The sequence below is a fragment of the Candidatus Planktophila sp. genome (genome assembly GCF_036734405.1).
In the GTDB taxonomy this organism is placed as follows: Bacteria; Actinomycetota; Actinomycetes; order Nanopelagicales; family Nanopelagicaceae; genus Planktophila.
The window spans coordinates 19942-31632 of sequence record NZ_DAIMYR010000004.1; the positions used below are offsets into that span (position 1 = coordinate 19942).

Consider the following 11691-nt stretch of genomic DNA (forward strand, 5'->3'; position numbering starts at 1 on the left):
TACCTAGCAGGGCCCCTGATTGAAGGATCAGGGGAAAGAGCGGAAATCAAATAGTGGATTTCCCCGAATGAAGAGGAGCAGCAGTGCTAATTGCACAACGTCCAACTCTCAGCGAAGAAGTAGTTTCTGAGCATCGCTCACGGTTCATCATTGAACCGCTAGAGCCAGGCTTTGGTTACACACTTGGTAACAGCATGCGTCGTACATTGCTTTCATCTATTCCAGGTGCAGCAGTTACAAGCATTCGCGTTGCAGGTGCACTTCACGAGTTCACAACTCTTGAAGGAGTCAAGGAAGATCTCACCGATATCGTTTTGAACATCAAGAACTTGGTGCTTTCATCAGATAACGATGAGCCAGCAGTTGTTTACATCCGTAAGTCAGGTGCCGGTGTTGTTACTGGTGCAGATATTGCGGTTCCAGCTGGCGTAGAAGTTCACAACCCTGAACTTCACATCGCAACACTTAACGGCAAGGGCAATCTTGAGATTGAACTTACAGTTGAGCGTGGCCGTGGCTACGTAACAGCGGTACAAAACAAGCAGGCTGGCGCAGAAATCGGTCGCATTCCTGTTGACTCAATCTATTCACCAGTTTTGAAGGTTACATACAAGGTAGAAGCAACTCGTGTTGAACAGCGCACAGACTTCGATCGCCTTGTTGTAGATGTAGAAACAAAGCCATCAATGAAGCCACGCGATGCAGTTGCATCAGCTGGTCGCACATTGGTTGAGCTATTCGGTCTTGCACGTGAACTTAATCTTGATGCTGAAGGTATCGAGATGGGGCCATCTGTAATGGATGCAGCACTTGCTGCAGATCTTGCGCTTCCAATCGAAGATCTAGATCTAACAGTTCGTTCATACAACTGCTTGAAGCGCGAAGGCATTCACACAGTTGGAGAGCTAGTTAACCGTTCAGAGGCTGACCTGCTAGATATCCGTAACTTTGGTTCAAAATCAATTGATGAGGTCAAGGCAAAGCTTGTCTCAATGGGAATGTCTCTAAAGGACAGCCCAGTTGGTTTCGATCCAACCCAACATCAGAACTACAACGCATCAGTCGACGATGATTTCGTCGATGCAGAGCAGGCCTAGGAGAATCGATAATGCCAACACCAAGTAAAGGTCCTCGTCTGGGTTCAGGCCCATCACATGAGCGACTACTTCTACGCACACTCGCAGAGCAGTTGTTCGAGCATGGCAAGATCACAACAACAGAGGCAAAGGCTAAGCGCCTGCGTCCATTAGCGGAGAAGCTCATTACTTTCGCTAAGAAGGGTGATCTGCCTGCACGTCGTCAGGTTATGGCGCAGATTCAAAACAAGGGCGTAGTACACACTTTGTTCACTGAAATCGGTCCACGTTTTGCAACACGCGAAGGTGGATACACACGTATTACTAAGGTCGGTCCTCGCAAGGGTGACAACGCACCAATGGCAGTAATTGAACTACTAACTGAGAAAGATAAGTAAAACTTTCTTTTTTAGAAATTATTATCATGACGGAACCCACTCTCTACCCTGAGAGTGGGTTTCTTCGTTTACGGATCGATCTTGCATACGATGGAACAAACTTTTCTGGCTGGGGAAGACAACCAGATCGCAGAACGGTGCAGGAAGAAGTCGAAAAGGCGCTAACAACAGCAACGCAATCAAAGATTGAAACTATTGTTGCGGGGCGCACCGATGCAGGCGTACATGCCACAGGTCAGGTCATCCATGTCGATGTACCCGACTCACTAAATTTAGATGAGTTGAGCTACAAGTTAAACCGCATGTTAGATACCGATGTGCGGATTTTAAAAGTCGCAGTCGTCAACGGTCCATTTAATGCTCGCTTTTCAGCGCTACGCCGTCACTACACATACAAGATTTTGGATGGCAATCAAACTGTCCTACCGCTCGATCGCCTAGATGTGGCCCCGTGGTACCGCGTGCTAGATGTAGATCTCATGAATCAAGCCAGTGCGCTAATGCTGGGTAGCCACGATTTTGCCGCCTATTGCAAGTTTCGCGAAGGCTCTACAACTGTTCGAAATCTGCAACGTTTCGAATGGACCAGAGATTCAGCCGGCTTTCTCATCGGCGATGTTGTTGCCGATTCATTCTGCTATTCAATGGTTCGCAACTTAGTCGGCGCAGTTGTTTGTGTGGCAGATGGGCGTTTTGGGCCAGACTGGATCGAGCAGACCCTGGCTAACAAGGTTCGAATCTCAGATAGTTTGGTCTTTCCGGCTTGTGGGCTGAGCCTTCGCCAAGTGGACTATCCGAGCGTGCTTTAAAGGGCCATTTTGACCCCTGAGCCTGACGAAGGTACCCTTACTCCTCTGCGCTTGAAAGAGCGCCGTCACTAATTACTATAAGAAGGTAGGCAAGAGCGTGCGTACATACAGTCCAAAAGCTGGTGATGCAGTCCGTAACTGGCACATCATCGATGCACAAGATGTGGTCTTGGGCCGTCTTGCAACACATGCTGCCGTTCTTCTTCGTGGAAAGCACAAGACAACATTTGCTCCACACATGGACATGGGCGACTTCGTCGTTGTTATTAACGCAGAAAAGATCGCGTTGTCAGGTAACAAGGCATCACAGAAGTGGTCACACCATCACTCAGGTTTCCCAGGCGGTTTAACTTCTACTGTGTACGGCGAGCTTCTTGAGAAGCACCCAACACGTGCAGTTGAAAAGGCAATCAAGGGAATGCTTCCAAAGAACTCACTTGGTCGTCAGATCGGATCAAAGCTAAAGGTTTACGCAGGTCCAGAGCATCCACATGCTGCTCAAGCACCAAAGCCATATGTATTCAATCAAGTTTCACAAATCGTGAAGTAAGGGAAAAGTAAATGTCAGAGAACTTTGATCTAATCGACAACGAAGAAGCTCCTACTTCATACTCATCTTCAACACCAGCAGCTGCAACAAACCGTCCAGCAATCAAGGCACCAGGTGCAGGCACCGGTCGTCGTAAGGAAGCTGTTGCACGTGTTCGCCTTGTTCCAGGAACAGGTCGTTGGGTTGTAAACGGTAAGGCTCTTGAAAACTATTTCCCAAACAAGGTTCACCAACAACTAGTGTCAGAACCATTCCGCACAGTTGGTGCTGAAAACCAGTACGACGTTTTTGCTCGCATCAACGGTGGTGGAGTTTCAGGTCAAGCTGGCGCACTTCGTTTAGGTGTTGCACGTTCACTTAACCAAATTGATGAGGAAGCAAACCGTCCAGCACTTAAGAAGGCTGGATTCCTTTCACGTGATGCACGTGTAATTGAGCGCAAGAAGTACGGCCTTAAGAAGGCTCGTAAGCGTTCTCAATACTCAAAGCGTTAATTCACTTTTACCAAAGGAGTTCAATTGGCGCTTTTTGGCACCGATGGAATCCGTGGCTTAGCCAATCGTGATCTCACCGCAGAACTCGCATTAGATGTTTCTGTCGCCGCTGCGCATATATTGGTAGAAAGCTCGTCAAATAAAGATCACCAACCAACTGCAATTGTTGGGCAGGATTCACGTGCCTCTGGAGAGTTCCTAGAAGCAGCCGTTGTCGCTGGTTTAACAAGTGCTGGAATCAATGTGTATCGAGTAGGCGTGCTTCCAACACCTGCAATCGCGCACTTAGTAGCAGAAATGAAGTGCGATTTAGGTGTGATGATTTCTGCATCTCATAACCCAATGCCAGACAATGGAATCAAATTGTTTGCCCGTGGTGGCGGAAAGCTAGATGATGCAATCGAGGCTCGTATTGAAGCTCGCATGGGCGAGGACTGGGAGCGCCCGACTGGTCGCAATGTTGGCCGCGTGATTAAAGATGAAGCTGTTGCAGAGAAGTATTTAAAGCATCTTTTATCTTCTGTTGAAACACCACTAAAAGGTCTAAAGATTGTCGTCGATTGCGCCAATGGAGCATCATCTTATGTTGCACCAGAGGTATATCGCCGAGCAGGAGCAGAAGTAGTTGCAATCTTTAATCAACCTGATGGTTGGAATATCAATGATGACTGTGGTTCAACACATTTGCATCAACTTCGATCTGCCGTGCTTAAAGAAGGTGCTGATCTTGGTATCGCTCATGATGGCGATGCGGATCGTTGTTTAGCAATTGATGCCTTGGGTAATGAAATCGATGGCGATCATATTCTTACAATTTTGGCTCGCGGCTTTAAAGCTCGCGGAGTTTTGAAAGCCGACACGGTTGTGGGCACCGTTATGAGCAATCTTGGCTTCATGCATGCCATGAAAGATTCTGGAATCAACGTTGTTACAACTCCGGTTGGCGATCGTTATGTGCTTGAAAACATGATTGCAAATGATTATTCACTTGGCGGGGAACAATCTGGCCATGTCATTATGCGCCAATTAGCTAATACCGGCGATGGTTTGTTAACCGCGCTTCAACTGATGCAAGAAGTTGTTCTCACTGGAAAAACTCTCCAAGAATTAGCATCAACCATGGTTCGCTTCCCACAAGTTCTTATCAATGTGAAAAATGTGGCAAAGGATAAGCTGCCTGGAAATACTATTATTGAATTAGCTGTGAAAGCAGCCGAGCAACAACTGGGGGATTCAGGGCGAGTTTTATTGCGCGCATCTGGAACTGAACCGCTGGTAAGAGTCATGGTTGAAGCTGCCAGTGATAGCCTTGCGCAAGAAGTTGCTCAGCACCTTGCAGATGTAGTTCACGCTCAGTTGTCTGTATAAACGAACTAGGAGTAGTTAAATATGTGCGGAATTGTGGGTTACACAGGACCCCAATCTGCCTCACATCCATTAATCGAAGGTCTGCGCCGCCTTGAATATCGCGGATACGACTCTGCAGGAATCGCGCTTGGCACACCAGGCAAGTTATTCATTGAAAAGAAGGCTGGCAAACTTTCTAACTTAGAAAATTCACTTGATGCCTCTCTTCCTGATGTTCATTCAGGAATTGGTCATACACGTTGGGCCACTCATGGTGGGCCAACAGATGGCAACGCACATCCTCATGTTGATAATGAAGGAAAGCTTGCCGTTATTCATAATGGAATAATTGAAAATTACACTGAGCTTCGCACACAGTTAGAAGCTAAAGGGCATAAGTTTTCATCTGAGACAGATACAGAATCAGTGGCGCACTTGCTTAGCGACTTGCGTAAATCGCACAATGGAGATTTAACCGCAGCAATGCGAGATGCCGTCAAAGCACTACGTGGATCATTTACCTTGCTGGCTATTCACGCCGATGCTCCCGATGTAATCGTTGGAGTTCGACGTAATTCACCACTTGTTGTTGGTTTGGGTGATGGTGAAAACTTCATGGCATCTGATGTTGCAGCCTTTATTGAGTTCACAAAGAAAGCAATTGAACTTGGCCAAGATGAAGTTGTCACAATGACTCCGACATCGGTTGAAATCACCGACCTTGATGGCAATCCAGTAAAACCAAAGCATTACGAAATTTCATGGGATGCAAGTGCTGCACAAAAGGGTGGTTTTGCCCATTTCATGTTGAAAGAAATCTTTGAACAACCAAAGGCTGTTGCAGATACCTTGATTGGCCGCTTAAGCGATAACAATCAAATTCTGCTAGATGAACTTCATATGAGTGCCGACGAAATTCGTTCACTAAAGAAAATTACTGTAATTGCGTGTGGAACCGCCTATCACGCAGGCTTGGTCGCGAAGTATGCAATTGAAAAATGGGCAAAGATTCCAGTTGATGTAGAGATTGCTAGCGAATTTAGATATCGCGATCCAATCATTGATCCAAGTACCTTAATCATTGCGATATCCCAATCTGGTGAAACCATGGACACCTTGATGGCGGTACGTCATGCAAAGGCAGCCGGTGGAAGAGTTTTAGCAATCTGTAATACAAATAGTTCAACGATTCCTCGCGAATCAGATGCAGTCCTTTACACACATGCAGGCCCCGAAATTGCAGTGGCATCAACGAAGGCTTTGTTAACTCAGATCATCGCGGTGTATCTGATTGGTTTACATCTAGGTCAGGTAAATGGATCCTTAAAGGATTCAGAAGTTCGAGATCTATACAAGGAGCTCTTAGAACTTCCAGGAAAGATTGAGCAGATCCTAGAAACGGTAGAACCGCTGCGCGAGCTAACTCGAACATTTGCAACGAATAACACCGTTTTGTTCCTAGGTAGAAATATTGGTTATCCCGTGGCACTAGAAGGTGCATTAAAGCTCAAAGAACTTGCCTACATCCACGCCGAAGGTTTTGCTGGCGGCGAATTAAAGCACGGTCCAATCGCACTAATTGATCAAGGAACGCCTGTGATTGCGATTCTTCCAGCGGGCCACGAACATGCTTTGGATGAAAAGATGCTCAGCAATATTCAAGAAGTCAAAGCGCGCGGTGCTCGTGTAATTGTTATTGCAGAAGAAGGGGCACGTGTTGATGGCGCAGAGCACGTGATTCGAATTCCAATTGCTCCTGCTTTGTTCCAGCCAGTTTTAGCAACAGTTCCGCTGCAGGTATTTGCTTATGAAATGGCGGTTGTTCGCGGTAATGATGTTGACCAACCAAGAAACTTGGCTAAATCTGTAACGGTTGAATAATGGAAAAATTAGCACAAACACGCAAGAGGCAAATGGACCGAGCCCTTCGCTGGTCCTTACTTCTTTTTGTGGGGTTTTTGATAGTTACCCAACAAGTTCTGACAAATGGTCCATTAGTTGCTTATGACAAAGAGATCAATAGTCAATCTAAACCTCAATTTGAAGGTCTAGCAGGATTCATTCTCAGACGTTTAGATGATTTAGGACTGCGGAGTTTAACCGCAACAATATTGCTGATTGCCGCATCATTTATCGCATATAAATTCAAAACGTGGCGTCCACTTAATTTAGCGATGATTTCATTACTTTCTCTCAATCTTGTTGTTGGATCATTCAAAATTGTTTTGGGTCGCACAAAACCTCGTGATGGTTTTGATCTTTTGCATGCAGGTGGAATGTCATATCCAAGCGGGCATGCATCTAATGCGGTTTTGTCGTGGGGAATTCTGGCGTACTTGATTTACCGATATGCAAAGGTAGATCGCTACCAAGGACGCCTTGCTAGCGCAGGTGTGGTTCTAATCAGTCTTACAGTTTGCGTTGTGTCCCTGATCCGCCATACCCATTGGTTTAGCGATCTTTTGGGTGGCTTATTTGTTGGAAGTGCTTTGTTAGTCGCGGTTATTGCTATTGATAGGTATGTTCCTTCGAAAAGCCAGTTGCACTAGACTTCGGAAATGTTCGAGCGAGCTGAAGCGCGTATTGATCTTGATCGCATTAAGGCGAACATCAAGCATCTGAAAGAAGTTTCAGGTGCTCCTGTAATGGCTGTCGTTAAGGCAGATGCATACGGACATGGATTACTCCCGGTTGCTCAAGCTGCCCTGGATGCAGGCGCATCAATGTTGGGTGTAGCGCTATTGGAAGAAGCAATAACCCTACGCAAGGCGGGCATTACGGCACCAATTCTTGCCTGGCTAGTTCCACCCAGATCTGACTTTAAATTAGCTGTCGATAATCAGATCGAATTAGCTGCATCATCAATTATCGCCCTTGGACAAATCGGTGCGGTGAAATCCGACAATCGTCCACGTGTCCACTTAGAAGTTGATACCGGAATGACTCGCGGAGGATTTCTCAATGAGTGGGGCAAATTGGATGCTCACCATGTTGCCAACATCGACATCGTTGGAATTTTCTCTCATTTTGCCCGAGCCGATGAACCAGATGAAGAACAAAATGTTTTGCAACGCAATCGATTCAAGGAAATGGTTGCGACTGTTGAATCATTTGGTTACACCAATATTGTTCGTCACCTTTCTAATTCTGCAGCAACACTTAAAGATAAAGAGTCCCGGTTTGATATGGTCAGAGTCGGAATTGCGATGTATGGAATGTCACCAGATGTGAAAACTCTGGGTGATAGTGCATCGCTTGGATTAAAACCCGCGATGCAGGTACGCGCAAAACTGCATTTAGTAAAGACAGTTCCGGCTAATTCACCCGTTGGATATGGCGCTACGGCCCATACAACTGCTGAGACAAAACTGGGAGTTGTTGCAATGGGATATGCAGATGGGATTCCACGAGTCGCACAAGGTGCTGGTGTATTTGTAGATGGGAAACGCGCACCAATAATTGGCCGAGTTTCTATGGATCAATTTGTGGTGGATCTGGGGGCTCAATCCAAGGCTGCTACGGGTGATTGGGTGATTATTTTTGGCGATGGTTCTACCGGTGAGTACACAGCAGATGACTGGGGAGCTGCATCGTTATCAATTAATTATGAAATAATTACACGAATCGGGCCCCGTGTGCCTAGAATCTACGCACCTCATGTCTACTAATAATTCAGCGCTGCAAGTCGAACGAGTAAACGTCTCCTTCGGCGGTCTTCGGGCACTCAATGATGTGTATTTAGAAGTTGCAAAGAATGAAGTTGTTGGATTGATTGGCCCTAACGGTGCGGGCAAGACAACTTTGTTTAATGCACTCTGCGGCTTGGTAAATCCAGATTCAGGCGAACTCCATCTCAATGGAAAAAAACATGATTTCCCAAAGCCATATGAATTAGTTGATCTAGGTATCGCGCGAACATTGCAAGGTGTGGGGCTCTTCGGAGACTTAACTGTTTTAGAAAATGTCATGATTGGTGCGCAACATTTAGCAACGACTGGATTTCTTTCAGCAGCTCTTGGTCGCAACAGAAAAGATGAGAATCAAATTCGCGACAAAGCACGAGTTGCATTAGAACGTGTTTATGCAGGTGGTATCGCACATCGCCGTGCAGACACGTTGTCATACCCCGACACCAAGCGTGTTGCTATTGCACGTGCCCTAGTGAGTGAGCCAAAGATTTTAATGTTGGATGAACCTGCCGGAGGTTTGGGAAGCCAAGATATTGAGTGGATGAATTCGCTAATCAAGAATCTTAGTGTTGACATGTCTGTGCTTCTCATTGAACACCACATGGATGTTGTTATGTCAGTTTGTAGCAGGCTCTATGTTCTTAACTTTGGTGAAGTGATTGCAAGTGGAGATGCTGAGAAAGTGCGACGTGATCCAGCAGTGATGGCTGCTTATCTTGGAACAGGAAGCAACAATGTCGCTTAATGTTTCAAATTTAACTGTGCATCATGGGGCCATTTGTGCGGTCAACCAAGTTTCGATAGCGGTACCAACCGGCAAGCTTGCAGCCATTATTGGGGCCAATGGAGCGGGCAAAACCACTTTACTGCGCGCTCTTTCTGGGCTCAATCAACCAACACATGGCTCAGTGATGTGGAAGGGCGAGAAGATTGTTGGAATGAAACCCGAAACATTAGTTCGCCGGGGCATTTCACATGTATCCGAAGGTAAATCAGTTATCCCAGAGTTAACAGTGCGCGAGAACTTAGAGTTAGGTGCTATTTGGCGCCGTAATGCCAAAGAATCAAAAGAATCTATCGATCAAGTTGTTTCAATATTTCCACGATTAGGTGAGCGCTTACAACAACGTGCCGATACTTTATCTGGCGGCGAGCGACAGATGTTGGCTATTGGCAGAGCGATTATGTCTAAACCACAACTACTTCTTTTGGATGAACCATCCCTTGGTCTTGCACCACTGGTTATTGAACAGATTTTCCAAACAATTCGCGACTTAACAACTTCAATGAACTTAACAGTTCTATTGGTAGAACAAAATGCAATGGGAGCACTAAAGATTGCCGATCTTGGAATTGTTCTCAATCTTGGAAGAGTTGTTGCAATGAATCATGCCCAAGCGCTCATCGATGATCCTGCCGTGCGCGCGGCATATTTGGGGTACTAATGAGCAAACTATTAGAGACCGTTCTTATTGGCATATCAACCGGATCTATTTATGCCCTGATGTCGATTGCTTTGGTGCTGGTGTGGAGATCAACTCGTGTAGTCAATTTTGCCCAAGCTGGTCAAGCAATGCTTTCCACCTATATTGGTTTTGAGATTGCTAGCCGAACTGAAATATTCTGGCTTGGCTTGGCCGGTGCCATTGCTGCCGGAGCTTTACTTGGAGCAGCAGTGGATTTTTTCTTCATGCGAGTTTTATTTAAACATGCCGTTTCAGGAGCTGCCGCCGTGGTTGCACCGGTAATTGCAACCTTGGGCTTACTCGGAATAATCAGAGGCATTGTGGGATTGATCTGGGGCGGAGAATTCAAATCAATCAAAGCGCCAGCATCCACAGACGGTTTCACAATTGGTGATACGACGATTCCATTCTCAGCCTTAAATCTGCTGGTTATTGGCACCGTTTTCTCAATTCTTATTACCTTGGCCATAGTATTTCAACGCACAAATTTGGGATTATCGCTACGTGCCTCTGCTTATGCGCCCGAGATTGCGCAGTTAGCGGGTATCAAGACGGCTCGAATCAGGACTATAGGTTGGGCGATTTCTGGTGGGGTTGGTGGCGTCGCTGGAATGTTAGTTACATCTAACAACTTCCTCTCACCTTATTCACTAGATCTATTGCTCGTCTTTGGATTTATTGCAGCGGTCATTGGTGGACTTGAAAGTATGGTCGGGTCTGTCGTTGGTGCATTACTTCTAGGAATTGCTCTTACCTTTATTTTGAACTACGTCGGAACATCATTGGTGTTTATCGGTGGATTTGTAGTTCTGATTGTGGTGCTTCTTGTTAAGCCAGATGGAATAATGGCGAAGGGCAGGGCCCGCCGTGCGTAAAAAAATTGCTTTGTTTATCTTCATTGGTTGGGTCTTGGTTTTAGTTGGTGATCGCGTAGATGAACTTCGTGTTTATCAAGGCGCACAGATCGCGATGTACACGATTGCGCTTGCATCAATAGTTTTGCTCACTGGTTATTCTGGCCAAGTATCACTTGGTAATGGAGCGATGATGGCCGTCGGTGGTTATGCCGCGGCCCTGTCCCTCAACAATCTAGGAAGTCCCGTTTGGTTTGCATTTGTAATGGCAATAGTTGCCTCAGCTCTCTTTGGTGCTTTCCTAGGAACGGCAGCTGCCCGATTATCCGGACCATATCTGGCGGGAACAACCTTGGCTTTGGCGGTGGGTCTTCCAGAAATTGCTAATCAATTTGATTTTCTTGGCGGAGTTCCTGGACTTCTCTTTGATGTTGGTTTTCCTCCGGAAAGATTTGGCCCAGAGTTCTCGCAATATAAATGGTTCTTTTGGATCGCAAGCTTTATTGCACTGCTTGCTTTGTTTATTACCTCGAATATCCTTCAATCACGTTACGGGCGAACCTGGCGTGCGATCCGTAGCAGCCCATTGGCCGCCGAGCTTTCGGGAATCAATTCATCGCGGATGAAGATCCTTGCCTTCACCATCAGTTCAGCCCTTGCTGGACTAGCCGGCGCGGTGCTGGCCATGACCATAAGCCTGGTTGCACCTGGGGCATACACACTGACTCTTTCCTTTGCTTTGGTTACAGGGGCCGTACTCGCTGGGGTCTCGAGCTTGCCGGGGGTGGTCTTCGGCGCCCTGATTTTAGTTCTCATTCCCGAGGTCGCAGATGTTGTGGCCAACAGATTTGGAGGTGGTGAGAACCTGAACAATTATCTCCCAAGCCTGATTGTCAGTGTTTTGCTGATCCTCTCAGTAATTTTTACACCAAATGGGCCGGGCGAGAAGTTGCGTGGACACCACCATAAAAAGAAGACATGAGCGCTTAAATTACTAGTAAGTAACTA

The 11691-nt window shown here is 46.4% G+C and carries 12 protein-coding genes and 1 pseudogene; all 13 read left to right on the forward strand.

What is annotated here, in order from left to right:
- The first annotated feature begins 83 nt into the window (after positions 1 to 83).
- A complete protein-coding gene (locus AC9UC2_RS05605) occupies positions 84 to 1097 on the forward strand; it encodes a DNA-directed RNA polymerase subunit alpha (RefSeq protein WP_509526235.1) in 1014 nt (337 codons plus the stop codon).
- A gap of 11 nt (positions 1098 to 1108) precedes the next feature.
- Positions 1109 to 1462 (forward strand): annotated as a pseudogene (gene rplQ / locus AC9UC2_RS05610) (50S ribosomal protein L17); the annotation flags it as partial.
- 38 nt (positions 1463 to 1500) lie between these two features.
- Positions 1501 to 2283, forward strand: a complete 783-nt coding sequence (gene truA, locus AC9UC2_RS05615) for a tRNA pseudouridine(38-40) synthase TruA (RefSeq protein WP_509526237.1) — start codon at positions 1501 to 1503, stop codon at positions 2281 to 2283.
- Between the two features lie 97 nt (positions 2284 to 2380).
- Positions 2381 to 2833, forward strand: coding sequence for a 50S ribosomal protein L13 (gene rplM / locus AC9UC2_RS05620; RefSeq protein WP_509526239.1), 453 nt, complete (start codon positions 2381 to 2383; stop codon positions 2831 to 2833).
- 11 nt (positions 2834 to 2844) lie between these two features.
- Entirely contained in the window at positions 2845 to 3327 is a 483-nt protein-coding gene (gene rpsI / locus AC9UC2_RS05625; protein WP_445821073.1) for a 30S ribosomal protein S9, read from the forward strand.
- A gap of 24 nt (positions 3328 to 3351) precedes the next feature.
- The gene (gene glmM / locus AC9UC2_RS05630) at positions 3352 to 4695 is read left to right on the forward strand and encodes a phosphoglucosamine mutase (protein ID WP_509526242.1); all 1344 of its coding nucleotides are present in this window, start codon (positions 3352 to 3354) and stop codon (positions 4693 to 4695) included.
- Positions 4696 to 4716: 21 nt separating this feature from the next.
- Positions 4717 to 6555 (forward strand): glutamine--fructose-6-phosphate transaminase (isomerizing), encoded by a 1839-nt coding sequence (glmS, locus tag AC9UC2_RS05635; RefSeq protein WP_509526245.1) that lies wholly within the window; start codon positions 4717 to 4719, stop codon positions 6553 to 6555.
- Positions 6555 to 7223, forward strand: a complete 669-nt coding sequence (locus AC9UC2_RS05640) for a phosphatase PAP2 family protein (RefSeq protein ID WP_509526248.1) — start codon at positions 6555 to 6557, stop codon at positions 7221 to 7223. The genes glmS and AC9UC2_RS05640 overlap by 1 nt, the downstream gene beginning before the upstream one ends.
- 9 nt (positions 7224 to 7232) lie before the next feature.
- Positions 7233 to 8342 carry an alanine racemase gene (gene alr, locus AC9UC2_RS05645; protein WP_509526250.1) on the forward strand — a complete coding sequence of 370 codons (1110 nt, stop codon included), beginning with the start codon at positions 7233 to 7235 and terminating at the stop codon, positions 8340 to 8342.
- On the forward strand, positions 8332 to 9108 hold the full coding sequence (locus AC9UC2_RS05650) for an ABC transporter ATP-binding protein (RefSeq protein ID WP_509526252.1): 777 nt from the start codon (positions 8332 to 8334) through the stop codon (positions 9106 to 9108). The genes alr and AC9UC2_RS05650 overlap by 11 nt, the downstream gene beginning before the upstream one ends.
- Entirely contained in the window at positions 9098 to 9808 is a 711-nt protein-coding gene (locus tag AC9UC2_RS05655) for an ABC transporter ATP-binding protein (protein ID WP_509526255.1), read from the forward strand. Before AC9UC2_RS05650 ends, AC9UC2_RS05655 begins: the two co-directional genes overlap by 11 nt.
- A complete protein-coding gene (locus AC9UC2_RS05660) occupies positions 9808 to 10704 on the forward strand; it encodes a branched-chain amino acid ABC transporter permease (RefSeq protein WP_509526257.1) in 897 nt (298 codons plus the stop codon). The genes AC9UC2_RS05655 and AC9UC2_RS05660 overlap by 1 nt, the downstream gene beginning before the upstream one ends.
- Complete coding sequence (locus tag AC9UC2_RS05665; RefSeq protein WP_509526260.1) at positions 10697 to 11665, forward strand: branched-chain amino acid ABC transporter permease; 969 nt, start codon at positions 10697 to 10699, stop codon at positions 11663 to 11665. Before AC9UC2_RS05660 ends, AC9UC2_RS05665 begins: the two co-directional genes overlap by 8 nt.
- Positions 11666 to 11691: the final 26 nt, after the last annotated feature.

What these genes read in the sequence shown, in the direction of transcription:
- rpsI (WP_445821073.1), top strand. Translation starts at nt 2,845, where the DNA reads ATGTCAGAGAACTTTGATCTAATCGACAACGAAGAAGCTCCTACTTCA.
- truA (WP_509526237.1), top strand. Translation starts at nt 1,501, where the DNA reads ATGACGGAACCCACTCTCTACCCTGAGAGTGGGTTTCTTCGTTTACGG.
- AC9UC2_RS05640 (WP_509526248.1), top strand. Translation starts at nt 6,555, where the DNA reads ATGGAAAAATTAGCACAAACACGCAAGAGGCAAATGGACCGAGCCCTT.
- glmS (WP_509526245.1), top strand. Translation starts at nt 4,717, where the DNA reads ATGTGCGGAATTGTGGGTTACACAGGACCCCAATCTGCCTCACATCCA.
- AC9UC2_RS05660 (WP_509526257.1), top strand. Translation starts at nt 9,808, where the DNA reads ATGAGCAAACTATTAGAGACCGTTCTTATTGGCATATCAACCGGATCT.
- AC9UC2_RS05650 (WP_509526252.1), top strand. Translation starts at nt 8,332, where the DNA reads ATGTCTACTAATAATTCAGCGCTGCAAGTCGAACGAGTAAACGTCTCC.
- AC9UC2_RS05655 (WP_509526255.1), top strand. Translation starts at nt 9,098, where the DNA reads ATGTCGCTTAATGTTTCAAATTTAACTGTGCATCATGGGGCCATTTGT.
- alr (WP_509526250.1), top strand. Translation starts at nt 7,233, where the DNA reads ATGTTCGAGCGAGCTGAAGCGCGTATTGATCTTGATCGCATTAAGGCG.